The following is a 26,251-nucleotide window of genomic DNA, read 5'->3' as shown; positions in this document are numbered from 1 at the left end:
GTGAGGGCTGGACGCCGGGAGAGCGATGGTGCAGAATGGACCCGGCGTCCAGCCCCCGCTTCCATCCTGATGCCGGCGAACCGCGGACGCTTCGGGACGAGGCCGCGATGGGCAAGGGGAACCGGACGGTCGCGGAGACCATCCTGCCCTCCGGGCACCGGGTGGTCCTGGTGCAGGGGGACCTGACGGAGGAGGAGGCGGACGCGCTGGTGAACGCCGCCAACTCCTACCTCCAGCACGGCGGCGGCGTCGCCGGAGCGCTGGTCCGCAAAGGCGGGCCTCAGATCCAGGCGGAGAGCGACGAGTGGGTGCGCCGCCACGGGCCGGTCCCCACAGGGGGCGTGGCGATCACCGGGGCCGGGCGGCTGCGGGCCCGCGCCATCCTCCACACCGTCGGCCCGGTGTGGTCCGGAGGGACCCGCGGGGAGGAGCAACAGCTGGCGGAGGCGATCCGCAACACCCTCGAGGCGGCTCGGGCCCAAGGTTATGAGCGGATCGCCATGCCGGCCATCAGCACCGGCATCTTCGGGTTCCCGAAGGAGCGGGCGGCTCCGATCTTCTGGGAGACCATCGCCGCCTTCGCCGCCGCCCACCCCGGCGAACCCCCCCGGGAGATCCGGGTGGTGATCCTGGACGAGGCCACGCTGCGCCCCTTCGAGGCCGCCTTCCACGCCCGGTTCGGGGGACAGGCCGCCGCTTCCCCGGCCTAACCGGCGAGCAGCCGGACCAGCAGGGCTTTCTGGGCATGGAGGCGGTTCTCCGCCTGATCGAAGATCACCGAGTGCGGGCCATCGGCCACCTCATCGGTGATCTCCTCGCCCCGATGGGCCGGCAGGCAATGCATCACGATGACATCCGGCCGCGCCTTCGCCACCAGGGCGGCGTTGACCTGATAGGGCGGGAACACCCGACGCCGGACCTCCGCCTCCGCCTCCTGGCCCATGCTGGCCCATACGTCCGTGTAGATGATGTCCGCGTCCCGCACCGCCTCCGCCGGATCGTAGGTGAAGAGCAGGCGGCTCCCGCTGCGGGCCGCGAAAGCCTTCCCCCGTTCGATGACGGCCTCCTTCAGCATATAGCCCGGAGGCGTGGCGATGGCGAAGTCCATCCCCAGCATGGCGCAGATGTAAAGCAGGGCGGTCGCCACGTTGTTGCCGTCGCCGACGAAAGCCAGCTTCAACCCCCGCAGGCGTCCCTTCTTCTCGTAAACCGTGAGCATGTCCCCCAGGGCCTGACACGGATGCTCATCGTCGGAGAGGCCGTTGATGACGGGGACCGTGGCGTAGCGGGCCATCTCCTCCAGGATAGAGTGGGCGAAGACCCGCGCCATGATGGCGTCCACGTAGCGGCTGAGCACCCGGGTCACGTCGGCCACGCTCTCCCGCTGGCCCAGGCCGACCTCCTGAGGGGAAAGGTAGATGGCGTCCCCTCCCAGATGGCGCATGGCCATCTCAAAGGAGACGCGGGTGCGCAGCGAGGGCTTCTGGAAGATCATCCCCAGGGTCTTGCCGGCGAGGGGCGTGGGGCGGACCCCCGCTTTCCACTCCGCCTTCATCCGCGCGGCGTCCAGGATCAGCGCCTCGATCTCCTCCGGCGCCCAATCCACCAGCGAGATGAAATGCCGCAGCGAGCCCATCGTTCCCTTCCCTCCGGATTCGATGTGTGAATCTCACGCCCCGACAGGAGCGCAGGATCGACCCGCCGAATCTTCCGTCTGCCTCTCGAGGTAGCGCGTCAGTCCGCGCAACAGGATCTCCCCCTCTAAATTGCCCCCGGAGAGGACGACCGCCACCCGCTGTCCGGCCCAGCGCGGGCCCGTCTCCCACAGGGCCGCGATGCCGACGGCGCCGGATCCCTCCACGATGAGGTGGGCCTCGGCCGCCAGCCACCCGATGGCCTCGAGGAGAGTCTCTTCCCGCACCACGAAGACTTCGTGGATCGCCCCCTCAAGCGCCAGCTGGTAGGCCCAGGCGCCCACCCCGCCGGCCAGGCCGTCCGCCAGGGTGGGGCCGGCCGGATAGTCCTCGTAGAGCCGTCCGTCCCGCAATGAGGCGGCCAGGGCCGGGGAGGCCTCCGTCTGCACGCCGATGATCCGGGTCCGGGGGGCGAGGGCCTGGTAAGCCCGGGCGATCCCGCTGATCAGGCCGCCCCCGCCCACCGGCACCAAGACGGCGTCGAGGGCCGGGAGCGCCTCCATGAGCTCCAGGGCGATGGTTCCCTGACCGGCCACCACCCATGGATCCTCATAGGCGTGGAGGTAACAGGCTCCTTGATGCCGGGCGAAGGCGACGGCGGCCGCGTGGGCCTCGGCGTAGGTCCGGCCCACCCGCTCCAGATGGACGCCGAAGGCCTCCAGGGCGCGGACCTTGTTGGGGGCGGCGGTCTCCGGGACGAAGACGGTGACTGGGATCCCGCTTAAGAGCCGGGCGGCGAAGGCCACTGCCAGCCCGTGGTTGCCCGCCGAGGCGGTCACCACCCCACGCGCCCGCTCCTCTGGTCGGAGCCGGCTCATCCGGGCCAGCGCCCCCCGCACCTTGAAGGAGCCGGTGGGCTGCCAGGCCTCCAGCTTGAACCAGACCTCCGCCCCCAGCTGCCGGTTCAGGTGGGGGAAGGTCCGCGCCGGCGTGGGCGGGAGGATCTCCCGCAGGATGCGATGAGCTTCCCGGATCATCGACAGATCCGGCGGGCTGTCCGTCGGCCGCTCGGAGAGTCCCATGGCTCCCTCAGCGAAACTGCGCCCGGACGAGACGGATGAGCTCCTCGGTGGGGCCCCGGAAGATGCGGGTGCGGGTGCCGTTCCACTCCAGCCACAACACGTCCGTTCCGGCCCATAGGGCCTGTCCGGGGCTTTCCCGAACCGGGCCGCGCCCGTAACGGGCCGTGGCGTAATCCCGATAGGCCTCCACGAACTCCCGGGCTTCGTCCTCGCTGTCCCAGACCGCTTCCAGAACCAGGAAATCCTGGCCGGCGGCCTCGTTCCAGTAGACCGCGTAGCGGTCCCCGCCCCAGCCGGCCGCCGCCTCCTCCGCCCGGGAGCGGTCCAGGCGTTCCTCCAGAACCACCCGGAGGTAGAACTCCCCCAGGACGTTCTCGTCGATCATCCGCCAGCCGCTTCCCAGGGTGTCGGTGAGCGGGGGCAGCGTCACCCGAATCGGGGCCTCGCGGCTCCAGAACTTCTCCGGATGCAGGATCTGCTCGGTGGAAGCGGGCGGGTCGCGAAACGCCGCGTCAATCGCCTCCCACCCTCCGCGCTCGTAGAGGGCCTGGACGAAAGCGAAACCCGCTTCATAGGGGAAGGTCAGCTCTTCGCGGATCGCGCGGGGGGCCCGGTCGAAGACCTCGCTGGGCTGGCGCTGGATGGCCCGGAGCCACTCCCGCTGCTCCGCGGCGGGCAATCGATTCAGATAGAACAGCTGCGTGAGGGTGGCGTCGCCCTCCACCAGGGCCCGCCGGGCCAGCATCGCGTCGTCGTCCAAGTCCTTCGGCCGCTTGCTTTTGTCGTCCGTGAACCCCAGGGCCACCAGGTCGAAATGTTGATCCTGGAGGAGGTGGGTGTATTCGTGGGCGAAGGTCACCCGCTCCAGGATGCCGGGCTGCCCCTGCTCGCTGATCACGAAGAACTGCTTGGTGTCCGGATCATAGAAGCCGGCGATCTGCTCGGTGTAAAGCTCCAGCAGGAAATCCCGCAGCGGGAAATCCCGGGGCAGCAGGTCGAAGGCGGCCAGGGTGAGGGTGTCCTGGCGGGCCTCCTCCGGCGTGTAGTCCTTTTCGAACTTCCGCTCCTGGTAGGCGCGCAGCTCCGCCTGGGTCATCAGGGATCGGGTGTAGGGCCCGGTGGCCCGCAGGCCCCGGATCTCCTCCACGGTCCGGGCGATGGTGTCGAAGACGGAGGCCGCCGGGGTTGCCGTGCGGGGAGCTGCCGTGGTGGGGGGAGGAGGCGCGGGGGTCTCCACCCGTGTGGGGGAAGGAGGCAAGGGCGTCGCGGTGGGCCACGTGGGTGGGGCCATCCGCTGAGCGGCCGTCCAGGTCAGGGCCACCGCCCCCGCGCTGCAGGCCAGGATCAGGAGGACGAGCAACGCGATCCCGAGTTTGCGCATGGCATCCCTCGCTCAGGGGTTCAGAGGGATTGTCCCCTGCGGGAGCGGGAACGTCAATCCGGGCGCAGTCGGGCGAGCAGCTCCGCATCGGAGCGGCGGCGGCGGGCGAAGACCTGAGGGCGTTTGCGGGCGACCCGGGGCCAGGTGAGGAGGCCCACGAGCATCCCCCGAAGACGCGCCCGGGCGGCCGCCCCCCGCCACGCCCGCAGCGCCTCGCCGGCGAGGCGCAGCTGCGCCCGGAGGACGCGCGGCCAGAACCGGCGCAGCAACCCCAGGGGGTAGTCCTTCGCGATCAAATAGAGGAAGTTGCGTCCGTCGTAGAAGCTGGCGATGGGGCCGCCGCCGGTGGCGCTGAGCTTGTGGTAGACCACCGCATCGGGGATATACCAGCAGTTCCATCCGGCGATCTGGGCCCGCCAGGCCAGATCCACATCTTCGCACGAATAGAAGAAATCCTCATCGAAGAGCCCGATGTCCTCGAGGAGCGCCCGCCGATAGGCGGCCGCCGCCCCGCAGGCGGAGAACACCTCCTCCTCCCGGTCGTATTGCCCGACGTCCGGCTCCCAGACCCCCCGGTTGCCCGGGATGCCGTCCACCCGGTAGTAATCGCCGGCGGAGTGGAAGACCTCCCGCCGGTCGAAGAGCAGGATCTTGGAGGCCAGCAGCCCGGCGTCGGGATGGCGCGCGAAGGCCGCTGCCAGCGCTTCGAGCCAGGTCGGCGCCGCCTCGGTGTCGTTGTTCAGGAGGACCAGGATCTCCCCGCGGGCAGCCCGGATCCCGGCGTTGACGGCCCCGGCGAAACCCCGGTTGCGCCCCAGCGCCAGGACCCGCACCTCGGGGTAGCGAGCGAGCAGGGAGAGGGAGCCGTCGGTCGAGCCGTTGTCCACCACCAGGATCTCCCGGTGGGGATACGTCTGTCGGCGCAGCGCCTCCAGGCAGGTCGGCAGATGCGCGGCGCCGTTCCAGTTGGGGATGATCACGGAGAGGAGGGGCAAGTTCATCCGACCAGCCATCCTTCCTCGGCCAGGTAGGCCTGCAGGGCCTCCGGCCAGGGCCGCAGGGTGATCCCCAGGGCGGCCCCGCACAGGTTGCGCAGCGGGGTAAAGGGAGGGACCCGCGAGGGGCGCGGGAACTCCGCCAGGGCGATGGGAGTCACCGGGATATGGCCCCGCCCGGTCCGGCGCAGGATCTCAACGGCGTATTCATAGCGGGAGCACATCCCTTCGTTGACGAAATGGTAGATGCCGTAGGCCTCGGTCTCGATCAGCCGGGCGATGGCGGCGGCCACGTCCCGGGTGTAGCTGGGCGAGCCCACCTCATCGTGGACCACGCGAAGGGCTCCCTGCTCGTCGGCCCGCCGGAGGATCTTGCGGATGAAGTGGTTGCCGCCCGGCCCGAAGACCCAGGCGGTGCGGACGATGTAGAAGCGCTGGAGGAGGTGGGAGACGAACCATTCCCCAGCCCACTTGCTGCGGCCATACGGGTTGATCGGGTTCGGGGGGTCGAACTCCAGATACGGCTCCCCTTTGGTCCCATCGAAGACCTCGTTGGTGCTGATGTAGACCAGGGCGGCGCCGGCGGCGACGCAGGCCATGGCCACCGCCTGGGTCCCCAGGGCGTTCACCCGGAAGGCTCGTTCCGGATCCCGGGCGCAGCCGTCCACGTCGGTCATAGCCGCGGCGTGGATGACCACATCGGGGCGGGCGCGGAGGATGGCCCGGAAGACCGCCGCGCGATCCGTGACGTCCAGGTCCGCCCGGGCGAGCGGAATCAACGTGTGGAAGGAGAGGGCCTCCTGCAGGGCCCGCCCCAGCTGCCCTCCCGCGCCGGTGATCAGGATGCGCATCGGCAGCCCGCCTCGGATGAAAGATGGGCACAGGGTTGAGGGAGCGGATCCCTCTTTACAGCAGGGGAGGCCGCCTGCGGCGGCCTCCCCCCATCCGACGCACGAACGTCCCGATCGCCGATGGGCTTCGGATCACTGGCCCGAGCCGGAGGCGGGCGCGCCGGCCAGCTCCGGCACCTCCCGCTTGCTCTGCCAGATCACCCAGAGCAGGACGGCGAGGAGGACCGCCACGGCCGCCCCGATGGCCAGCAGCGTCCCGGCGGTCAGGGCGCCGCGGAACTGGACGATGATGGGGGCGGCCAGCACCGAGACCAGGTTGACGGCCTTGATCATCGGGTTGATGGCCGGGCCCGCCGTGTCCTTCAGCGGATCGCCCACCGTGTCGCCGACCACGCTGGCCTTGTGGCGCTCGCTGCCCTTGCCCAGGTTGCGGGCGGGATCCCGCGGCTCGTTCTCCACCCGCTTCTTGGCGTTGTCCCAGGCGGCCCCGGCGTTGGCCATGAAGACCGCCAGCAGCTGTCCGACCAGGATGGAGCCGGCCAGGAAGGCGCCCAGGGCCTCCACCTGCAGCAACAGGCCCACCACCAGCGGGGTGGCCACCGAGAGCAGGGCCAGGGAGAGCAGCTCCTTCTGGGCCGCCAGGGTGCAGATGGTGACCACCCGGGCGTAGTCCGGCTTCACCGTCCCCTCCAGCACGCCGGGGATGCGGAACTGCCGGCGGACCTCCTCCACGATGAGGGTGGCGGCCCGGCTGACGGCCCGGATGGCGAAGGAGGAGAAGAGCCAGGGCAGGGCCCCGCCCAGCAGCAGGCCCACGAAGACCAGAGGCTGGTCGATGCGGATGCCGATGTCCTGGAGCGTAGGCATCTGGCCCAACTGGGCCTGCACCTTGCTCACGTCGGTGAGGTAGGAGCCGAACAGGGCCACGGCAGCGATCACCGCCGTGGCGATGGCCAGGCCCTTGGTGGTCGCCTTGGTGGTGTTGCCCACCGCGTCCAGGTCCGCCAGCACCTCCTGGGCCCGCTCCTCCAGCCCGGCCATCTCGGCGATCCCGCCGGCGTTGTCCGTCACCGGCCCGTAGGAGTCCATCCCCACCACGTTGCCGGTGAGCATCAGCAGGCCGATGCCGGTGAGGGAGACCCCGTAGAGGACGTAGACGGGCGGCAGGCCCCAGTAGATCAGGGTGGAGGTGGCGATGGTGAGGGCGATGACCACGATGGCCCACACGGTGGACTCATAGCCCACGGCCAGGCCGCTGAGGATGGTGGTGGCCGGCCCGGCCCGGGTGGCCTTCTCGATCTCGCCCACGGGGGCCCGCTCGGTGCTGGTGAAGTAATCCGTCAGCCGCTCGATGACCAGGGAGAGGATCAGGCCCACCGTCGTCGAGGCCACCACCCGCCAGTCCCGGGCGTAGAGGAAGCCGATGGCGGCGAAGCCGAGGAAGGAGAGCACCGCCCCGATCAGAAAGCCCCGGCTGATGGCCCGCAGGGCATCCCCCCGGCGGCCGGTCACCCCGCCGACAGTGTAGGTGCTGAGGATCGAGGCGATCACCCCCACCGCCCGGGCCAGCAGCGGGAAGATGATCCAGACCATCGAGTGCTGGGGATCCACCGCGCGGAGGGCGAGGCCCAAGATCATGGCCGAGACCATGGTGACCTCGTAGGACTCGAAGATGTCCGCGGCCATCCCCGCGCAATCGCCCACGTTATCGCCCACCAGGTCCGCCACCACCGCGGCGTTGCGCGGGTCGTCCTCGGGCACGTCCATCTCCACCTTGCCCACCAGGTCCGCCCCCACATCGGCGGCCTTGGTGTAGATCCCGCCGCCCACGCGCATGAAGAGGGCGAGCAGCGTCCCGCCGAACCCGAAGCCGAGCAGGGCGTCCGGCGCGGCGATCCCGAAGATCAGGAAGATGATGGAGCCGCCCAGCAGCCCCAGGCCGTTGGTCAGCATCCCGGTGATGGTGCCGGCCCGGTAGGCCAGGCGCAGGGCGGCGTCATAGCCCTGGGTGCGCGCCGCCTCCGCCACCCGGATGTTCCCCTGCACCGCCATGCGCATCCCCAGCTGCCCGACGGCCAGGGAGAAGCCGGCGCCCAGGATGAAGGCCACCGCCCGGCCCAGCCCCATCACCAGACGGAGGGTGGTCTCGTCCAGCTGGGGGAAGACCTCGCGGGCCTCCGGCGAGGGGGGGACGATGTAGACGCTGAGGAAGAGCAGGACGCTGAGCAACCCCATGAACGGCAGGATGCTCATGAGCTGCCGGCGCAGGTAGGCCTCGGCCCCCTCGCGGATCGCCTCCCAGACCTCCTGCATCTTCGGCGTGCCCTTGGGATGACGCATGACCTCCGCCCGGAGGATCCAGGCGAAGATCAGGCTGATCACCGCCACCCCGAGCACGGCGAGTACGGCGTAAAACTCAAAGGGCGTCAGCCCATGCCAGCCCATGCGCGCACCTCCCTAAGGGTTTCCGCCCGCACTGGGGAAATGTGAGGAAAGACGCAAACCCATTCTACTGAATCTGGCGGAAAGGGTCAAGGACAGTCTCCCCAAGGTTCATAAACTGGGGAAGAGAGCAACGATCGCCCGATCCACGGGCGAGACCGGTTCAGCCCACGAGGATTCAGCATAAGGAACTTTTCCGAGCTCCAGCCTGGCTGTAAAGGCCGGGGCGTCGAAGAGGACGTGCCCTCATCCGCACGGGGATCGCCCCCGGGATGGGTGCTCAGGGGTCTAACCCGCCTTGTCCCGAGATCTTCCCCCTCGGGCCCCCCTCATGGCCGAAGCGCGGTTCGCGGTTTCCCGGAAACTTGACAACCCGCCCATTTTGAGATAAATTTCACGAGGCCTGTCGGATCGGGGCGCGACAGGCCCATGGCTCACCTCCTGGCGTCGTGGGGCACGGGGGATCCCGTGCCCCACACGTCATGGATAGGGGTTTCTTCGGCGGGGGGCCGTCCACGAATGAGGAGCACGAATTAGGAGCCGCGACCCCTGCGCCATCGAGGACAGAGGGGTTCGGGGCGAAAGCCCCTCCTACCAAAACCGATTTTCGTAGGAGCGGCTTCAGCCGCAACCCCTGCGTCATCGAAGACGGAGGTTCGGGGCGAAAGCCTCTCCCACGTAAGCCGAAATTCATTTCGGCAACCCTGTCGTCAGAGCGGCTTTCGCCGCGACCTTTGCGTCATCGAAAACAGAGGGTTCCGGGCTGAAGCCCCGCCTACCATTCGACCCGGAGGTGTTTCAGCGCCTCCGGGATCGCGGCGGGGATCCGCGGGGCTTCGCCGGTGGCCCGGATGGCGCTGGGGACGTCTTTCAGGCCGTTGCCGGTGGCCATCACCACCACCTCCTCTTCCTCTCCCACCATCCCCTCCCGGACGGCTTTCTCCAGCCCGGCGAAGGCGGCGGCCGCCGAGGGCTCCGCGAACACCCCGACCTCCCGGGCCAGGGTCTGCATGGCCTGCAGGATCTCCTCATCCCGAACGGTGAGAAAGGCCCCGCTGGTTTCCCGGACCGCCTGCAGGGCGAAGCGAGCGTCCCGAGGGCGGCCGACGGCGATGCTGTCAGCGATGGTCTGGGCCGGCTCCGGGCGGGCATCCGGATCGCCCCGCGCCCACGCATGGGCCAGGGCCGCCGCGCCCTCGGCCTGCACGCCCATCAGGACAGGGAGGCGATCGATCCAGCCCAGCGCGGCCAGGTCCCGAAAGCCCTTCCAGATCCCGCTGAGGATGTTCCCATCCCCCACGGCCACGAACACCCGGTCCGGCGCCCGACCGCCCAGCTGCTCCCAGAGCTCGTAGGCCGCGGTCTTCTTGCCTTCGCGGGTGAAGGGATTGTAGGCGGTGTTGCGGCAATACCAGCCGAAGGCCTCCGCCGCTGCGACGGCCAGGTCGAACGCTTCGTCATACGTGCCTTCCACCAGATAGACCCGTGCGCCGTAGATCAGGAGCTGGGCGATCTTGGCCGGGGGGGCGGTATGGGGGACGAAGATGACGGCCGGGAGGCCGAGGGCCGCGGCCATGCCGGCCAGGGCCGCCGCCGCGTTCCCCGAGGAGGCGGTGGTGACCACGGAAGCGCCCTCCTCCAGGGCTTTCAGGGCCACCACGGCGCTGGCCCGATCCTTGAAGGAGGCCGTCGGGTTGCGGCCGTCGTCTTTCACGTAGACTGCCCGCAGGCCCAGCCGCCGCGCCGTCCGCTCCGCGCGATAGAGGGGGGTCCACCCCACGGTCTGCAAGGGCCCCGCCCCCTCCCCGCGCGTTAGGGTCTCGGGCCGCAAAGGGAGCAACGGGGCGTAGCGCCAGATGGACCGGGCCGGATGCGCCCGCAGCCGCTCCGGGTCCAGGGCCGCCCGCAATCGATCGTAGTCGTAGAGCACGTCGAGGGTCCCCTCCGCGCCGTCCCGCGGGCATACATATCGAACCTCGCCCGGATCGTAGGTGGCCCCGCACCGTCCGCAGCGAAAGCCGATGAACGCCATGGGATGCACCTCCGGCAAGGGATAGGGATGAGGCACTCCACGAATGATTCGTGGAATACCTTTTATGGTTCGCGCGCCGCCGCGCCGGAGGGGCATTGTTCCCCGGATCCTCCTATCGGTCAAGGGAAGGCCGATGGGAGCGCGCGGGGCCTGTGCTATACTGAGCGCGATTGCGGAGGCCGAAAGGAGTTTCGGCTTACATCCGAAAGGGGGAAGGAGTTCCCGATGCGAAACGGAGGCTATGTTCGGATCGCGCTAATTGCGCTGGGGCTGGCGGCCTGCGCCCGCCCCACGCCCGGCCCAGGGGGAGCGGGGACCCCAACGGCTCCCCCCTCTCCCAGCCCGTCCCCGGAGGCCACGGCCACCGTCCCGGCCGCTACGGCGCCGTCGGCCACCCCGGACCTGCAGCGGATCCTCTTCCCGACGCCGGAGGATTGGAGCAAAGGCGCCCCGGACGCCCGGGTGACCTTCATCGAGTGGGGCGATTTCCAGTGACCGTATTGCGGGCAGCTCGCACCGCTGCTCCGGCGTCTGGTAGACGCCTACCCGAATGAAGTGCGCGTGGTTTACCGGCATTTCCCCCTGCGGACCATCCACGACAAGGCGATGATCACCGCCGAGGCCAGCGAGGCGGCCGGGGCGCAGGGGAAGTTCTGGGAGATGCACGACTGGCTCTTCGCGCATCAGGCGGAGTGGGTCGCCAGCTCGAACATCACCGAAACCCTGATCTCCGCGGCGCGGACCCTGGGGCTGGACGCGGAGCGGTTCCGCCGGGATCTGGAGGAGGGACGCTATCGGGCCAAGGTGGAGGCCGCCTACGCGGAAGCGGTCGCCCTGGGCCTCCCGGGCACGCCCTTCCTGCTGGTCAACGGGCGTCCATGGCCGCAGACCCTGAATTACCTGGAATACGCCCACCTGGAGGCCATGGTGAAGCTGGCCCGGCTGGCGGAGCGTCATTTCCCGGCCCCGCCGCCCATGACCATCGATCCGACGCGGCGCTACCGCGCCATCCTGAAGACGGAGAAGGGCGAGGTGGTGATCGAGCTCTTCGCGGATCGAGCGCCGGTGACGGTGAACAACTTCGTCTTCCTCGCCCGACAGGGCTGGTATAACGACATCACGTTCCACTACGTGATCTCCGACGTGGTGGCCATCACCGGCGACCCCAGCGGCACCGGGTTCGGCGGGCCGGGCTACACCATCCCGGACGAGATCACGGAGACCCTGACCTTCGACGCGCCGGGGATGGTCGGGATGCTGAACGCCGGGCCGAACACCGGCGGCAGCCAGTTCTTCATCACGATGGCGCCCCTCCCTCAGCTGAACGGCCGCTATACGATCTTCGGGCGCGTGCTGGAGGGGCTGGAGGTCGTCCGCGCCCTGCGGCCCCGGAACCCGGAGGCGGACCCCGGGGCGCCCCCGGGCGACCGGCTGCTGGAGGTCGTGATCGAGGAACGCTGAGCGTTCCACCGTCCGGCTCCTGAACGGATCATCGACGGCCATGGGCATCCCGCCGATCCCGGAGGACCCATCCGAAAGGTACCACTCGGCGGAAGCCCGGGAGGAGGTCGCGGAGCGCTCCTCGCCGACCGGCGCGTTATGGGTGGCGGCGGGCCTCCTGACTGGGGTGGCCCTCGGCGGGCTGTGGCTGGGGCTGGCGGCTCTCGCCGCCCTCCTGAGCGCGCCGATGCCGCCCCCGGGGCTGCTCCTCCTCGGCTTGCTGATGGGGATAGGGCTCTTCCAGGAGGGCATCCGGATCACCCGGGGGATACCGGACGCCCTGCTCCCCGTCCCCACTCTGGCCGCCCAGGTCCGGATGTTGTCCTTCCTTCTGATCCTGATCGGATGCGGGGCGGTGGTCGAGCGGCTGGCTCCGGATCTTCCCATCGTGCTCCTTCCCCTCCACGCGGGGATCGCCGTGCTGGGGCCGCTGTGGTGGTTCAACCTGTTGCGCCAGCGCCTGGCCGCCTCCTGGTCCCGCCGTCGGACCTGGTGGGGCCTGGGCCTGGGGGGGCTGGCCGCGCCGGGCCTGGCGCTCCTCCTGGAGGGGATGGCACTGGTCGGGCTGGGCCTGGGGTTGCTGATCGCGCGGCTCGTCGTCGAGGGCCCCGATTTCATCCGCCGGTGGTTCCCGATGGGGTTCCCCCCGGGCGCGCCCCCCGTCGTCCCCACCGAGCGCCTGCTCGGCGATCCGTGGGTCTGGGCGGCCCTCCTCATCGGCGGCGCGGGGCTGGTCCCGCTGATCGAAGAGGCGGTCAAGCCGCTGCCGGCCTTCCTGCGAGCCCGGGCTCCCACCGCCGAGGGGATCCTGTATGGGGCGCTGGGAGGCACCGGCTTCGCCATCGCGGAGAATCTCTTGAACTGGACGCTGGGGGCTCCCTGGGCGCTGACGGCGCTGGGGCGTCTGGAGGCCTCAGCACTTCATGTCTTCAACAGCGCCCTGATGGGATGGGCCTGGGGGATGCTCCGTCAGGGTCGTCCGGGCGCGGGCCTCGGCGCGTATCTCCTGGTCGTCCTACTTCACAGCCTCTGGAACGCCGGGGCGCTGCTCCTGGGGATCGGCTTCCTAACTCCGCTCCCCGACCGGGTCCGGGTCCTGATCGCGCCCCCGGTGCTGATCGGGATGGGGGCGGTGGGGCTGGCGGTTCTCATCGGATTGGGATGGGCTCTGCCGGCGCTGGCGGGCGGAGAGGATCCGGTTGAACCGTCGGCAGGGGGATCATCGCAAGGAGGATGAAGGGGATGCAGGTCTGGCGGGAATGGCGGATGCGCTCCGCGCGGCTCCGGGCTTCTCTGGGGATCTCCGGGGAGGCCCGCGATCCGCATTTGCGGCGCAACTTCACGGTGGGGGTGATCAACGGCGCCCTGTTCATCTTCGCGGAGACCATCCTGGATCCCAACCTGGTGCTGATCTGGTTCCTCTCCCGCCTGGGGGCGCCCAACCTCCTGCTGGCCCTGGTCTCCCCGATGCGGGACGGCCTGTGGTTCCTGCCCCAGCTCTTCGTCTCCCGGCGGATGCGGCATCGCGTGTATTACATGGACCTGTATCGTCGCATGGCTTTCGTGCGAGCGGCAGGGGCCTTCGCCATGGCCCTGGGGATCTGGCTGGCCGCCCCGCATCCGACATGGATGCTGCTGGCCTTCTTCTTGCCTTATCTGGTGATCTCCCTCGCCTCCGGGATCTCCGGGCTGCCGTTTATGGAGATCGTGGGCAAGACCATCCCGCCCCGGCAGCGGGGCGTCTTCTTCGCCGCCCGCCTCTTCTTCGGAGGGCTGCTGGGTCTGGCGGCCAGCGGGCTGGTCCGTCTGCTCCTGGAGGAGCGCGCGGGGCTGTTCTTCCCCTACAACGTGGCGTTGCTGTTCCTGATCTTCGCGGTCTTCACCTCCGTCGGGATGGCGGTCTTCGCCATGGTGGTGGAGCCGCCCAGCCCCACCCGGGACGGTTATGCCGCGCCGCTCCCATGGCGGGAGGCCGTCCGGGCCCTCTGGCGCCATATCCCTTATCGGCTGTTCCTGGGAGCCCGGATGGCGCTGATGTGGGCGGCCATCGCCACCCCCTTCTTCACCGCCTACGCGGTCCGGGACCTGCGGATCCCGGACGCGGCCATCGGGATCTACCTGGGGTTGAACGTGGGGGCCTCCCTGCTCTCTAACCTGCTGTGGAGCTGGATCAGCGTGCGGTGGGGCCATCGGGCGGTGCTGGAGGGCGCCACCGCCTGCGGATTGGTCAGCGTCCTGTGGGCGTTGATGGTGGGGCCCCTGAGCGCAGTGCAGCCGGGCCTGGCGGAGGCGTTGATGGGGCCGGTGTTCGTCCTGAGCGGGGCCTACGCCTCCGGGGCGGCCATCGGCGGTCTCTCCCTGTTGCTGGAGATCGCCCCGGGCCACGATCGGCCCCTCACCATCGGCCTGACCAACACCCTGCTGGGCGTCGCCCTGCTTTCCACCGCCATGGGCGGCCTGATCGCCGACCTCATCGGCTACCGGGGGCTGTTCGCCCTCTCCTTCGGCTTCTACGCCCTGGCCCTGGCGTTGCTGTGGGGATTGCGACGGGCGATGGCGGCCTCCGCGTAAGCGCCCCACGCGTCTCTCCCTCACCGGAGACGCCACAGCTGGACGATCCCGCTGCGATGGCCCAGGGCCAGGCGCGCCCCGTCCGGCGAGAAGGCCAGGGCCCGCAGGGGATCCCCCTCCCGGCCCCAGCGGGCGTGGAGGATCCCCTCCGGCATCGCCCACAGGATCACCTCCCCTTCTTCGCCACCCGCGGCAAGCCACCGGCCGTCGGGAGAGAAGGCCAGAGCCCGAACGGCCTTCGTCCCTGCCTGCAGGACGCGGCGCTCGGAGCCGGCGAGGATGTCCCAGAGGCGCACCGTTCCATCCTCCGCCCCCACCGCCAGATACCGGCCGTCCGGGGAGAAGGCCACCGCATACAGGCGGAACGGATAGCGTCCCAGGACCTGGCTGCTAACGCCGTCGGCGGTCTCCCATCCCAGGAGGAGGGCTCCATCGCCTCCTACGGAAGCGAGAAGCTGTCCGTCCGGGGAAAAGGCCACATCCCAGACCTCGGCGGCATGGCCGATCCGCGCGTGTTCCACCCGTCGGTCCGGATCCCAGATCCGCGTCGTCCAATCCCACGAGGCGGAGGCCAGCCGCCGGCCGTCGGGGGAAAAGGTCACCGCCCGCACCGGCCCCCGGTGGCCGATCAATGTCCCTTCGAGGGACCAGTTCCCATCCGGGGCGCGCCGATAAAACCGGATGGGTCCCTCGGCCAGGCCGACGGCCAGCCGATCGCCCTCCGGGGAGAACGCCAGGCTCAGGCCCTCGCCGCTTCGGAGCGGGATCGGGGGATCGGCGGGCCCGTCGCCCAGAGGGCGGAACCGCACGAGCGCGCCCTCCAGGAGGCCTAAAGCCGCCCCGTCCGGCGTGAAACCCAGACCCCACACGGGGAGCAGGCGGGGGAGGAAGCGATAGCGCTCCGCGCCGGTCGCGGCTTCCCGGATCTGCACGAAGGGCCCGATGAGCTCCGGGAAGGCCGGATCCACCTGTCCTTCCCCGCGCACCGCCAGCCATCGCCCGTTGGCGGAGAAGGCGAGCTCATGCACGCGGCGGATCCACGGCTCCGGCCCGGCCGCCCAGCGCGCCCGCCCGCTTCGCAGATCCCGCAGAACCAGCGTGGGCGGGCTCCCCTTCGCCCACGCCAGCGCGGCTCCATCCGGGGAGAAGGCCGCCGGCCCGCCGGGTTCCGACCATCGGATCCGGCCGCTGCCTCGTTCCACCAGATCCAGGAAGTCCGCATGGCGGATGAGCAGCCAGCGCCCATCTCCGGAGAGCTGGAGCTCGCGGATCCGGGCGGAAAGGTTCCGCCACAGGATCGCCTCCGCGCCGCGCGGATCCCTCCGGCGGATCACGCCATCGCGCCCGCCAAGGATCCGCTCCCCCTCCGGGGTCCAGACCGGGGGGACCTCGGCGGGGAGGATCTCCCGCACCCGACCGGTGGCGACCTCCACCTCCAGCAGGCCCGATGGGGAAGGACACGGAGGATCCTCCGGACCCGGCGGCGCCGGAGAGGGACAGGTGAACAACCGCTCCCCGTCCGGGGAGAACCCGAGCGGCCGGGCCCCTAAGACGCGACGGATCTCCCGGCCGGTGGCCGTTTCCAGCAGGCGCACCCATCCATCGGCGTGACCCACGGCCAGGATCGCGGGATCCGGGGAAGCCATCAGGCCCGTGCCGATCATCCCGGCGTCGGACCATTCCTCCCGCCGGGAGGGGATCCCCCAGGCTTTCAGCGTGCCGGTCTCCAGCCGACCGATGAGGCGCTCCCCATCCGCGGCGAAGGCCAATTCGAGGACACGGGCCTCTGCGGTGAAGAACGCGAGAAGCCGCATGGAGGGGATGTGATAGACATACACCCGGTGGGAGGAGGCGAGGGCCAGCCATGGCCGGCGCGGGGACCAGGCCATCTGTAGCGGATGATCCCGAAACCCCCACTGGGCCTGGAGGGCGGGCTGAAGGGAGAGGGGGGTGGAGGGAAGGGTGGGGGCCGGAAGCGCAGGAAGAGGGGTGGGAGGGTTGCGCTCCGCAACTCCGGACACCTTCGGCGATGTCCGTTGACAGGACGCTCCGCCCAGCGTCAGAATCAGCCCCAGGGCGATCACCCATCCAGATCGGAAGAAGCTCACCGGTATCCGCCTTTCCATCCCAGCCCACTCCGGATTATAGGCGTAAGTCCGCAGGGCGTGGATCGCGCTGGAACGGGAGGTCCGATTCCATGCGGAGGAAGGGGCATGGAGCTGCGGGCGCTGGAGCAGGCCATGGAGGATTTCGTGACCTCGAAGGGCTGGTATCGGCCGGACTCGACGCGGCCGCAGACGCCGCGCAACCTGGCCATCTCCCTGGTCCTGGAGGCCGCGGAGGTCCTCGAGCTCTTCCAGTGGGGGGAGACGGCGGACCGCGAGGCCCTGGCCGATGAGCTGGCGGACGTGATGCTGTATCTGCTGCAGCTGGCCCGGCTGCACGGGATCGATCTGGGCGAGGCGGTGATGGCCAAGCTGGCCCGGAACGCCCAGCGGGAGTGGCCATGAAGGCGGAGGGACGGCTTCGCATCCTCGCCGTCTCCGACCAGGTGGTCGAGCCCCTCTATTCCCCTCAGGCCCGGGAGTGGCTCGCGCCGGTGCATCTCATCCTCTCCTGCGGGGATCTGCCTTACGGATATCTCGAGTTCCTGATGGAGGTGTTCAACGCGCCCCTGTTCTACGTCCATGGCAACCACGACCGGCCGGAGCTCCGCGCCGACGGGCGGATCCGCCTGGCCCCGGAGGGCGGACAAAGCCTGGAGGGGATCGTGGTGTGGGAGCAGGGGCTGCTGCTCAGCGGGCTGGGAGGATCACGGCGCTACCATCCCGAAGGCTCCCATCAATATACCGAGGGGGAGATGTGGGTGCGGGTCCTCCGGCTGGCCCCGCGCCTGCTCTGGAACCGGTGGCGGTATGGCCGAGCGCTGGATGTGTTCGTCGCCCACGCCCCGCCCCGCGCCATCGGCGACGCCCCGGACCTGGCGCATCAGGGTTTCGCCGCCTTCCGCTGGTTGATCCATCGGTTCCGCCCGCGCTATTTTTTGCATGGGCATGTGCATTTCTATGGGTGCCGGCCGATCTTTCAAATCGGCCCCACCCGAGTGATCAACGTGTTCCCGTATTACCTGCTGGAACTCTGATCGAACACACCACCCTGTGATGGGATGGAGGACAAGAGGCTGATCATGGAAGAGCATGGACCGCTCACCGAGGAGGTCGCTGCCCAGTATCGGAGGGCTCGTCTCCGGGCACTGGTGCGGAACCTTCTGGCCCGTTTGACCGGGCGTTCAAACCGGCTGCTGTCCTTCGGTGAGGTCAAGGAGAAGCTCCGCCTGCGGGGCTCCGTCTACCGGGGCCTCCAGCGGGTCCCCTTGGATCACATCATCGGGAGCGTCAACCGCTATCAGGATTTCGATCGGGCCTTCCTCCCGATCCATCCTCACACGGCCGACCGCTGGATCGCCGTGGGGACGATCCTCTTTCGGGAAGGAGATCTCCCTCCGGTCCGGTTGTATCGGATCGGCGACGCTTACTTCGTCCTCGACGGCCATCACCGGATCTCCGTGGCCCGGGCCATGGGCTGGAAGGAGATCGAGGCGGAGGTCATTGAGGTCCGAAGCCGGGTGCCGGTGGGGCCGGAGCTGCGAGCCGAGGATCTGGAGATCCTGCGGGAGTATGAGGAGTTCCTGGAGCGGACGCGCCTGGACGTCCTCCGCCCGGAGGCGGACATCCGGTTCACCATCGCCGGGGGCTATCATCGCCTGCTGGAACACATCGCCGTGCATCGCTACTTCATGGGCCTGGAGCAGGGGCGGGAGATCCCGGAGGATGAGGCCGTGACCCACTGGTATGACACCGTCTACCGGCCGGTGATCGAGATCATCCGCGCCCACCGCCTGCTGGAGGACTTCCCGGGGCGGACGGAGGCTGATCTCTATCTCTGGATCATGGACCATCTCTATTACCTGCGGGAGGCCTACGGTCCAGAGGTCGATGCGGAAAGCGCCGCCCTGGATTACGCCGAGCAGTTCCCGGAGCATCCCATCCGGCGCCTGGTGGCCGAGATCCGCCGCGCGGTGGAGGCCATGGGCGACCTCCCGCCGACTGAGATCGAGCCGAAGGTGTAGCGAGGATGGCCCGCGCGGTTGCCCGAAACCAAGCATGGGGAAGCACGGCCTGGGTCCGTTGGGGGTTCATGCTCGGCCTCCTGGGCCTGGCCTTCCAGCTCTCCGCCGCACCCGCCCGTGCCTATCAGGAAGAGGAGGCGGAGCGGGGGGCGGCCGTCTTCGCCCGACGTTGTTCGACGTGCCATGGCGACCAGGGGCAGGGGTTGACCGACGAATGGCGGGCGACCTGGCCCCCCACGCACCAGAACTGCTGGAAGGCCAACTGTCACGGCCCGCAGCCCTACCCCGAGGACGGCTTCACTCTCCCCCGGGTGGTTCCTGCGCTCATCGGGCCGGGGACCCTGCGTCGGTTCGCCACGGCCGCGGATCTCTACGCCTACATCCGGGCCCGGATGCCCTTCCACGCGCCCGGGAGCCTGCCGGAGGCCGATTACCGGGCGGTCACGGCCTTTCTGCTTCAACGCCACGGGATCCCTGCCGATGGCCGACCTTTCGATCCTGAGGCCGCCCGGGGCATCCCGTTATCCGCTCCGATTCCCCCAGGGGAGGGACGCCGGACGGTCCTGCCGGCGGCGATCCTGGCTCTGGGAGGTGTCGCGGCAGGGGGGATCCTGCTCGGCGTTCTCCTCGGGCTCCGGCGGCGAAGGAGGTCCTTGTGGCCATCCGGCTGATCCTGGAGACACTCTCTCCCGACGAATCGACGACCCGTCGCCTCGGCGCCGTCCTGGGACGCTGGCTCCGGGCCGGCGACGTGGTGGCGGTGCAGGGTCCTCTGGGGGCCGGGAAGACCCGCTTCATCCAGGGCCTCGCCGAGGGCCTCGGGGTGACGGACCCGGTCCAGAGCCCCTCATTTGTCCTGATCCAGGCCTATCCGCTGCCCGACGGCGGCCGGCTCTACCACGTCGACCTCTACCGGTTGTCGGAGCCCGGGGAGGCGTGGGCCCTGGGGCTGTGGGATCTGTTTGAGGAACCCGCGGTGATCGCCATCGAGTGGCCGGAGCGGGCGGTGGGTCTGATCCCGGAGCCCTATCTCCGGGTCACCCTGAGCCCGTTGGGGGATTCCGGACGCCGGGTTCGGATCGAGGCGATCGGGGAGTTTCCGCCGGAGCGCCTCGAGGCGCTCCTTGCACGATTGAAGGAGCAGGTGGAGACGGAATGAGGGAGCGGAAGCCCACGTATTTGCTGGCTCTGGATACGGCCACCTCCGGCCTCGCCTTGGCGCTTTTCGATGGGGTCGAATGGCGGGCGGTGGCCTGCTGGCGCACCCCGGACCGGCACACGGCCGAGCTGATGACGCGTTGCCAGGAGCTGTTGCGGGCAGCCGGTCTGGGGCCGGAGGATCTGGCGGCCATCGCCGTGGTGAGCGGCCCCGGGTCCTTCACCGGCCTGCGGGCGGGCGTCGCCGCCGCCAAAGGTCTGGCCCTGGCCCTGGAGCTTCCCCTCTTCGGGATCGGGACGGAAGAGGCCATCCTGGCGGAGCTGCCCGCCGCCCTCAGTCCTCTCCATCTGGTGATCCCGGCCGGGCGGGGACGGCTGGCCCTGCATCGTTACCGCTGGGAGGCCAGATGGATGCCGGAGGGAGAGCCGGTGCTGACCACCGCCTCCGCCCTGGCGGAAGCCTGGACGCCCGGAACCTGGCTGGTGGGGGAATGGACGGCCCGGGATCAGGCGGTGCTGGAGCGGCATCCGATCGCCGCCTGGTGCATCCCCTGGGAGATCCCATCCCGGGTGATGGGGGCGGCTCGGCGGGCCTGGGCACGCTATCAGGCCGGCGAACGCCCGGATCCGGCCCTCCTGCGCCCCACCTATCTGCGCACACCCAGCGTCCCGGAAGGTTAACCTCCCGCGCCGATTGGAAATCGGCCCTCCCAGGCGCTGCGCGCCAGGCGTCGGCCTCCGCCGACGCAAAACCCCTTCCCGGTCGGCGCAGGCCGACCATTGGCCGAAGGCCTCTCGAGGCCGAATTCATTCGGCACGTATGCCGACCATCGGCCGAAGGCCCCGAGGTCGAATTCGTTCGACGCACAGCACGCCGGGGGCCAGCCTTCGCCGGCGCTTTTCGGCTTCGCCTGTTTTCGCCCGGTGCGAAGATCCTTTGAGGGCGAATTCGCTCGAGGCTCGTCGATCGCCTCTCCCCCTGCGCTATAATCGGTGGGGGCTCGAGCCGGGCGTCCCGGCGGCGGGCCACTTTCGCGGCGGATGGATGGGCTTTCACCATTGAATCCGGACTGTGCGCGGAGGGAAGGCCCTGGTTCTGAGCCGGATGCTTGCAGGTCGAAACTCATTTCGACCGTCGACCGCGGCCCCGGCCGGCGCGGAGGACCGTCCGTCCGCAGGCGCCTGGATCAATTCGTAAAAGCTCCGCATCCGCTGCCTTCATCTCGAGGGAGAATGCCGGCGCTGGCGATCCCGGAGTCCGTTCCCTTTCAGATCGATCCGATGCGCTGGGAGGACGTCGCGGAGGTCATGGAGATCGAGCGGCGCACGTTCTCCATGCCATGGCCGATGCGCGCCTACGAGCAGGAGCTCCTGCGCAACCCCAACGCCCATTACCTGGTGTTGCGCCCGCGGGAGGTGCGCACGGCCATGCCGCTGCGGCCTTCCCAGCGCCTGCCGATCCTGGGCTATGGAGGCTTCTGGTTGGTCCCCGACGAGGCCCATATCAGCACCATCGCCGTCGACGCGCCGTGGCGGGGACGGGGGCTGGGGGAGCTGATGTTCCTGGCTCTGGTGGAGGAGGCCATCGCCTATGGAGCGAACCTGATCACCCTGGAGGTGCGGGCCTCCAACGCGATCGCCCAGCGCCTCTACCGGAAGTATGGCCTGGAGGTCGTGGGACGCCGCCCCCGATACTATCGGGACAACCTGGAGGACGCCCTGGTGATGAGTGTGGAGGGGGTGCGCTCCGCCGCCTACCGGGAGCGGCTGGAGGCCCTCAAGGCCCGCCTCTGGGCCCGCCTGCAGGCCGCCGGACCCATCTCCCTGCATCGATCCACACCCAATTAGCAAACGGCGGAGACGTTCTCTTCTATCTCTTCGAACTTTCCGGTTTGAGGAACAGCGATGCGCATTCGGGGGTTGATCTTCGATCTCGGCCACACGCTGATCGAGCTGCCGGCGGATCCGGAGAGCCTGCGCCGGGAGATGTATGCCGCCGCCCGGAGCGCGCTGAGCCATCACGGAATCCAGGTCGAGGCGCAAGCCTTCGAGGCCGCCCTCGAGCGCTGGATGGCCCTCCGGTATGGACGCTGGCAGGAGGACTGGCGGGAGTATCCCCTGGTGGAGACCTTCGGGCTGGCCCTGGCGGAGCTGGGCTATCCCGGGACGCCGGAGGCGATCCTCCGGGAAGCCGTTCGGGCGTTCCTGGCCCCTCAGGAGGCCCGCTGGCGGCTCTTCCCGGATGCCCTCCCGACCCTGGATCAGCTGAAGCATCGGGGCTATCGCCTGGCCCTGCTGACCAACTCCGGCGACGCCGATCACTCCTGGCGGCTGATCCGGCGCTTCGGGCTTCAGACTTACTTCGATCCCATCGTGATCTCCGCCGCCGTGGGTTGGCGGAAACCGCACCCGGCTCTCTTCGAAGGGATCGCGGCAGCCTGGGGTCTCCCCTCGGAGGCGATCGCCGTGGTCGGCGACCTCCCGGAGGCAGATATCCGGGGCGCCCATCTGGCCGGGATGCGGGGCATCTGGGCGGCGATGGTCGCCGGGACCTCCGCGCCGACAGGGGCCATCCGGCCCGATGCGGTGATCCGATCGCTCTTGGAGATCCCGGCGATCCTGGACCGCTGGGCTGATGGTGCGGAGGCATAGTTGACCTCGAGGGGATACGGTGGGATGTGGCGGGGAGTGCGGGTTTTCCTGGAAGCGATCAAGTTCGAGCACACCATCTTCGCCCTCCCCTTCGCTTACATCGGGATGCTGCTGGCGGCCGGAGGGTGGCCCCGCCTGGATCAGGTGTTCTGGATCACCGTGGCCATGGCGGCGGCCCGCACCCTGGCGATGAGCATGAACCGGCTGGCGGATCGGGAATACGATGCGCGCAACCCGCGCACGGCGAACCGTCCGTTGCCCCGGGGGCTGTTGCGGCCGGAGACCCTTCGATGGGCGGTGGGAGTCTCCGGGGTGATCCTGGTGATCGCCGCCTGGGCCCTGAATCCCCTCTGCGTGGCTCTGCTCCCGGTCGCGTTGCTCTTCCTGATCGGCTACCACTACACGAAGCGCTTCACCTGGCTCAGCCACTGGATCCTGGGGTTCACCGACGGCCTGGCCCCGATGGGAGCCTGGATCGCCCTGCGGGGCTCCTTCTGGAAACCGGAGGATCTCCCCGCCTGGATCCTGACCGCTGCCGTCACCCTCTGGATCGCCGGCTTCGATCTGATTTATGCCTGTCAGGATGTGGACTTCGACCGCCGGGAGGGCTTGCACAGCGTCCCGGCCCGGTTCGGGGTGGCCGCCGCGTTGCGGCTGGCCCGCCTGAACCACCTGGGGATGCTTCTCCTGCTGGCCGGACTGGGCCTCGGGCTCCGGCTGGGATGGCCTTACGGGCTCGGGCTGGCCGGGGTGGCGGCGCTGCTCGTCTACGAGCACCGTCTGGTCTCCCCGCAGGACCTCTCACGGGTGGACGTCGCCTTCTTCAACGTCAACGCCTACATCAGCGTGCTCCTGTTCGCCGCCACCTGGGGCGGGCTGGCCTGGGGACGATGGTAGCGACCCGCCTGGCTCCCTATGCCGATCGGCAATCCGCCTCTCAATCGGCTTCTCTGTTTAATCCGGACCGTGCGCGCGGGGAAGGCCGATCATATGGCGTCGCCCGGCTCTCGGTCAGGGCGACAGCCGGGCGACGATCAGAAGGAGGGAGCTCACGAGCAGCAGAAGCGTGGCGAGGACGATCAGACGCTCCCCCCAGCGTCGCCGCCGGCCGAGGCGGTGATGATGGCGGCGGCCCGCCTCCGCCTGCTCGGGATGCGCAACGGGATGCCCCTGGCGGCGATGCCACCACGCCCGGGCGCAGAAGACATACTCCCCGACCTCATGGGCCTGGATCCATCGCGGATCGTGAGGTTCCATCGCCTTTCCCACTTCGCGCGTGGATGAGGCGTCGCACACCTCATCTCATGCTTCTGGCCCGGAGGAGGCCTCCGAGCGTTCAGCAGGCCCTCAGGCCGGCAAGAGCGCGAGGGAGACCTCAAGCGAAAGGGTCTGCCCCAGCCGCTCGGAAGCATCCAGCACCGCAATGCCGATCAGCCGGCCCTCCCGATCGAAATCCGCATGCACACCCGGAGCGATCCACACTGTCCGGGCCTCGATCTTTATCGATCTTTTGCAGGAGAGGCTTCAGCTCCGAACCGGTATCTCGATGGCAACCGCGATCGTTTCGATAAGGAGGAGCCTTCCGCCCGCAATCCCTGTCTTCTTTGATCCCATCCATAGGGGCTCGCATTGAAAGCCGCTTCCGCAGCCCAAACCTCCGTCTCCTCGATCTCACAACGGTCGCGGCGAAAGCCGCTCCTGCAACAAACATATGGGTGCCGAAATGAATTTCGGATTACAACCGGAAGGGCTCCCGCCTCGCATCTTCCGCCATCAGACGGCCGGAGGTTGCAAGGGTTTTTTCGATCGCCTCCCGGGTAACACCCCGCTGGCCCATAGGAGCGCATCAATGCGGATGGAGATCCGCCTCAGTCAGCCGGATCCTGGGATCTTCCATCCGGACTGGCTCCCGTTGTGGGATGTGGCTCCCTTCGCGCTATCCACAGGCCATGGAGCGAATTCGCGAAGCCGGCCCTTCCGACGAGGGTTCCGGCCGGACCCAACCTGCCCGGTTGGCAGGATCCGCTGCTTCTACTATACTCGGTGTAGCGCGGGTTCCGTTGGGGCCTGTCAGGCGTTCCCGCAAACCCCTGTTTTGCAAAAGGAGGAGAAGCCATGCGTCGGAAGAGTCTTGTCGTTGCGCGTGTCCTGGTCCTGCTCGCCCTGGCGCTGGCCGCCTGCGCGCCCGGGGCGACCCCGACGCCGACGGCCACGGTTCCGCCCCCCACGCCCACCCCACCGCCTGCCACCCCGACTCCGGCTTTCCAACCCATGAAGGTGGAGGCGCCGGATTGCAACTACGGTGGGGAGTTCAAGGCCATCGAGGCCGTCGATCAATATACCGTGCGTTTCACCCTGTGCTACCCTGATCCCGCCTTCCCCTCCAAAGTGGCCTTCGCTGCCTTCGCCATCCAGGACAAAGATTACCTGGACGCCAACGGCGGCGACACGGTGAAGATGAGCGAGAAGCCCAACGGGACCGGCCCCTACAAGGTGAAGGAGTGGATCCGGGGCGATCGCATCATCTTCGAGGCGAACCCGGATTACTGGGGCGAGAAGCCGAAGGCCAAGACCCTCGTCTTCCGCTGGTCCAAGGAGGCCGCCGCCCGTCTGCTCGAGCTCCAGGCCGGGACGGTGGACGGCATCGACAACCCCAACCCGGAGGACTTCGAGACCATCCAGAAGGATCCGAACCTCAAGCTCTACATCCGTCCGCCGCTGAACATCGCCTACCTGGGCCTGAACAACAACCACCCGCCTCTGGACAACGAGAAGGTCCGCCAGGCCATCGCCATGGCCATCGACCGGGCGCGCCTGGTCAAGAACTTCTACCCGGCGGGCTCCATGGTGGCGGAGCAGTTCGTGCCGCCGGCCCTCAAGCCCGGCTACACCGAGGGCTTGAAGTGGTATGACTACAACCCGCAGGAGGCCAAGCGGCTCCTCGCCGAGGCCGGCTACCCCAACGGCTTCGACATCACCCTCTCCTACCGCGACGTGGTGCGGGGTTACCTGCCGCGGCCGGGCCAGGTCGCCCAGGACATCCAGGCTCAGCTCGCGGAGGTCGGCATCCGGGTCAAGATCAAGGTCATGGAGTCCGGCGCTTTCCTGGACGCGGTGTCTGCCGGCAGCGAGCCGATGTATCTCCTGGGCTGGCTGGCGGATTATCCGGACGCTACCAACTTCTACGACTACCATTTCGCCAATGAGCAGAACCAGCAGTTCGGCAAGCTCTTCCCCGACCTGGTTGAGGAGATCCGCGCCGCAGCCCGGCTGGCCGACCCGGCGGAGCGCCAGAAGCACTACGATAAGGTGAACGAGCTGATCAAACAGCACGTCCCCATGATCCCCCTGGCCCACGGGGTCTCTGCTGCGGCCTTCAAGGCGACGGTGAAGGGCGCCCACGCCAGCCCGCTGAACAACGAGCGCTTCTCGGTGATGGACCCCGGCAAGGACGAGCTGGTCTGGATGCAGAACGCGGAGCCCATCGCCCTCTGGTGCGCCGACGAGACCGACGGCGAGACCTTCCGGGCTTGCATCCAGGTCTACGAGCCGCTCCTGGATTACAAGGTGGGCGGCGTGGAGGTGGTCCCTGCCCTCGCCGAGCGCTACGAGGCCAACGCCGACCTCACGGTGTGGACCTTCTACCTGCGCAAAGGCGTGAAGTTCCACAACGGCGCGGAGCTGGACGCCAACGACGTGGTGGCCACCTTCAAGGCCCAGTGGGACGCCAAGGATCCCAACCACAAGGGCCGCACGGGGACCTTCGAATACTTCAGCGCCTTCTTCGGGAGTTTCCTGAACGCGGAGAAGTAGCGCGGGCCCTT

At 69.0% G+C, this 26,251-nt stretch carries 25 protein-coding genes and 1 pseudogene; 16 read left to right on the top strand and 10 right to left on the bottom strand.

What is annotated here, in order from left to right; translation table 11 throughout:
* Nucleotides 1-107: 107 nt before the first annotated feature.
* Nucleotides 108-710, top strand: a complete 603-nt coding sequence (locus tag KNN16_RS13980; RefSeq protein ID WP_088569856.1) for a macro domain-containing protein — start codon at nucleotides 108-110, stop codon at nucleotides 708-710.
* On the opposite strand, the gene argF is transcribed toward KNN16_RS13980, so the two are convergent.
* From argF to thrC, 7 genes are all read right to left on the bottom strand, one after another.
* Entirely contained in the window at nucleotides 707-1,636 is a 930-nt protein-coding gene (gene argF, locus KNN16_RS13975) for an ornithine carbamoyltransferase (RefSeq protein WP_303897700.1), read from the bottom strand. The two genes, KNN16_RS13980 and argF, sit on opposite strands and share 4 nt — an antisense overlap.
* Nucleotides 1,637-1,669: 33 nt before the next feature.
* The gene (locus KNN16_RS13970; RefSeq protein WP_299283682.1) at nucleotides 1,670-2,716 is read right to left on the bottom strand and encodes a threonine/serine dehydratase; all 1,047 of its coding nucleotides are present in this window, start codon (nucleotides 2,714-2,716) and stop codon (nucleotides 1,670-1,672) included.
* A 7-nt stretch (nucleotides 2,717-2,723) separates the two neighbouring features.
* On the bottom strand, nucleotides 2,724-4,097 hold the full coding sequence (locus KNN16_RS13965; protein WP_303897698.1) for a hypothetical protein: 1,374 nt from the start codon (nucleotides 4,095-4,097) through the stop codon (nucleotides 2,724-2,726).
* A 53-nt stretch (nucleotides 4,098-4,150) separates the two neighbouring features.
* On the bottom strand, nucleotides 4,151-5,098 hold the full coding sequence (locus tag KNN16_RS13960) for a glycosyltransferase family 2 protein (RefSeq protein ID WP_303897696.1): 948 nt from the start codon (nucleotides 5,096-5,098) through the stop codon (nucleotides 4,151-4,153).
* Nucleotides 5,095-5,943, bottom strand: coding sequence for a dTDP-4-dehydrorhamnose reductase (rfbD, locus tag KNN16_RS13955; protein ID WP_303897695.1), 849 nt, complete (start codon nucleotides 5,941-5,943; stop codon nucleotides 5,095-5,097). The genes KNN16_RS13960 and rfbD overlap by 4 nt, the downstream gene beginning before the upstream one ends.
* A gap of 132 nt (nucleotides 5,944-6,075) precedes the next feature.
* Nucleotides 6,076-8,388 (bottom strand): sodium-translocating pyrophosphatase, encoded by a 2,313-nt coding sequence (locus tag KNN16_RS13950; protein WP_303897693.1) that lies wholly within the window; start codon nucleotides 8,386-8,388, stop codon nucleotides 6,076-6,078.
* A gap of 772 nt (nucleotides 8,389-9,160) precedes the next feature.
* Nucleotides 9,161-10,417, bottom strand: coding sequence for a threonine synthase (gene thrC, locus KNN16_RS13945; RefSeq protein ID WP_303897691.1), 1,257 nt, complete (start codon nucleotides 10,415-10,417; stop codon nucleotides 9,161-9,163).
* Between the two features lie 225 nt (nucleotides 10,418-10,642).
* Between thrC and KNN16_RS13940 the strand changes: the two genes are divergently transcribed.
* The 5 genes and pseudogenes from KNN16_RS13940 (at nucleotide 10,643) to KNN16_RS13920 (ending at nucleotide 14,488) form a co-directional block, all read left to right on the top strand.
* Complete coding sequence (locus KNN16_RS13940) at nucleotides 10,643-10,912, top strand: hypothetical protein (protein WP_299285390.1); 270 nt, start codon at nucleotides 10,643-10,645, stop codon at nucleotides 10,910-10,912.
* Between the two features lie 12 nt (nucleotides 10,913-10,924).
* Nucleotides 10,925-11,290, top strand: a pseudogene (locus tag KNN16_RS13935) (DsbA family protein); the annotation flags it as partial.
* A 51-nt stretch (nucleotides 11,291-11,341) separates the two neighbouring features.
* A complete protein-coding gene (locus KNN16_RS13930; protein ID WP_314184044.1) occupies nucleotides 11,342-11,878 on the top strand; it encodes a peptidylprolyl isomerase in 537 nt (178 codons plus the stop codon).
* Nucleotides 11,879-11,918: 40 nt separating this feature from the next.
* Nucleotides 11,919-13,154, top strand: coding sequence for a PrsW family glutamic-type intramembrane protease (locus KNN16_RS13925; protein WP_303897690.1), 1,236 nt, complete (start codon nucleotides 11,919-11,921; stop codon nucleotides 13,152-13,154).
* A 5-nt stretch (nucleotides 13,155-13,159) separates the two neighbouring features.
* On the top strand, nucleotides 13,160-14,488 hold the full coding sequence (locus KNN16_RS13920) for an MFS transporter (protein ID WP_303897689.1): 1,329 nt from the start codon (nucleotides 13,160-13,162) through the stop codon (nucleotides 14,486-14,488).
* A 20-nt stretch (nucleotides 14,489-14,508) separates the two neighbouring features.
* On the opposite strand, the gene KNN16_RS13915 is transcribed toward KNN16_RS13920, so the two are convergent.
* On the bottom strand, nucleotides 14,509-16,596 hold the full coding sequence (locus KNN16_RS13915; protein WP_303897687.1) for a WD40 repeat domain-containing protein: 2,088 nt from the start codon (nucleotides 16,594-16,596) through the stop codon (nucleotides 14,509-14,511).
* 105 nt (nucleotides 16,597-16,701) lie between these two features.
* On the opposite strand from KNN16_RS13915, the gene KNN16_RS13910 reads away from it, so the two are divergent.
* The 9 genes from KNN16_RS13910 to KNN16_RS13870 all read left to right on the top strand — a co-directional run bounded on the left by KNN16_RS13910 (nucleotide 16,702) and on the right by KNN16_RS13870 (nucleotide 23,324).
* Complete coding sequence (locus KNN16_RS13910; RefSeq protein WP_303897686.1) at nucleotides 16,702-16,998, top strand: nucleotide pyrophosphohydrolase; 297 nt, start codon at nucleotides 16,702-16,704, stop codon at nucleotides 16,996-16,998.
* Nucleotides 16,995-17,630, top strand: coding sequence for a metallophosphoesterase (locus KNN16_RS13905; protein ID WP_299285378.1), 636 nt, complete (start codon nucleotides 16,995-16,997; stop codon nucleotides 17,628-17,630). Before KNN16_RS13910 ends, KNN16_RS13905 begins: the two co-directional genes overlap by 4 nt.
* 45 nt (nucleotides 17,631-17,675) lie before the next feature.
* Nucleotides 17,676-18,617 carry a DUF4032 domain-containing protein gene (locus tag KNN16_RS13900; protein WP_299285375.1) on the top strand — a complete coding sequence of 314 codons (942 nt, stop codon included), beginning with the start codon at nucleotides 17,676-17,678 and terminating at the stop codon, nucleotides 18,615-18,617.
* Between the two features lie 5 nt (nucleotides 18,618-18,622).
* Entirely contained in the window at nucleotides 18,623-19,288 is a 666-nt protein-coding gene (locus tag KNN16_RS13895; protein ID WP_303897685.1) for a c-type cytochrome, read from the top strand.
* Complete coding sequence (gene tsaE / locus KNN16_RS13890) at nucleotides 19,273-19,776, top strand: tRNA (adenosine(37)-N6)-threonylcarbamoyltransferase complex ATPase subunit type 1 TsaE (protein ID WP_303897683.1); 504 nt, start codon at nucleotides 19,273-19,275, stop codon at nucleotides 19,774-19,776. The genes KNN16_RS13895 and tsaE overlap by 16 nt, the downstream gene beginning before the upstream one ends.
* Entirely contained in the window at nucleotides 19,773-20,456 is a 684-nt protein-coding gene (tsaB, locus tag KNN16_RS13885; RefSeq protein ID WP_303897681.1) for a tRNA (adenosine(37)-N6)-threonylcarbamoyltransferase complex dimerization subunit type 1 TsaB, read from the top strand. The genes tsaE and tsaB overlap by 4 nt, the downstream gene beginning before the upstream one ends.
* 552 nt (nucleotides 20,457-21,008) lie before the next feature.
* Entirely contained in the window at nucleotides 21,009-21,623 is a 615-nt protein-coding gene (rimI, locus tag KNN16_RS13880) for a ribosomal protein S18-alanine N-acetyltransferase (RefSeq protein ID WP_299285363.1), read from the top strand.
* A gap of 57 nt (nucleotides 21,624-21,680) precedes the next feature.
* Nucleotides 21,681-22,427 (top strand): HAD family hydrolase, encoded by a 747-nt coding sequence (locus tag KNN16_RS13875; RefSeq protein WP_303897679.1) that lies wholly within the window; start codon nucleotides 21,681-21,683, stop codon nucleotides 22,425-22,427.
* 24 nt (nucleotides 22,428-22,451) lie between these two features.
* Nucleotides 22,452-23,324, top strand: coding sequence for a UbiA-like polyprenyltransferase (locus tag KNN16_RS13870; RefSeq protein WP_299285357.1), 873 nt, complete (start codon nucleotides 22,452-22,454; stop codon nucleotides 23,322-23,324).
* 114 nt (nucleotides 23,325-23,438) lie between these two features.
* On the opposite strand, the gene KNN16_RS13865 is transcribed toward KNN16_RS13870, so the two are convergent.
* Together KNN16_RS13865 and KNN16_RS13860 are read right to left on the bottom strand one after the other, a co-directional pair.
* On the bottom strand, nucleotides 23,439-23,684 hold the full coding sequence (locus KNN16_RS13865) for a hypothetical protein (RefSeq protein ID WP_303897677.1): 246 nt from the start codon (nucleotides 23,682-23,684) through the stop codon (nucleotides 23,439-23,441).
* Nucleotides 23,685-23,774: 90 nt separating this feature from the next.
* Complete coding sequence (locus KNN16_RS13860; RefSeq protein ID WP_303897676.1) at nucleotides 23,775-23,909, bottom strand: DUF2283 domain-containing protein; 135 nt, start codon at nucleotides 23,907-23,909, stop codon at nucleotides 23,775-23,777.
* Between the two features lie 633 nt (nucleotides 23,910-24,542).
* On the opposite strand from KNN16_RS13860, the gene KNN16_RS13855 reads away from it, so the two are divergent.
* Complete coding sequence (locus tag KNN16_RS13855) at nucleotides 24,543-26,240, top strand: ABC transporter substrate-binding protein (protein WP_303897675.1); 1,698 nt, start codon at nucleotides 24,543-24,545, stop codon at nucleotides 26,238-26,240.
* Nucleotides 26,241-26,251 lie beyond the last annotated feature (11 nt).

Origin of the sequence: Thermoflexus hugenholtzii (genome assembly GCF_018771565.1) — a bacterium.
GTDB classification, from domain to species: domain Bacteria; phylum Chloroflexota; class Anaerolineae; order Thermoflexales; family Thermoflexaceae; genus Thermoflexus; species Thermoflexus hugenholtzii_A.
The sequence above is the reverse complement of the archived record's forward strand: the minus strand, read 5'-3'. Positions and strand labels throughout refer to the sequence as shown.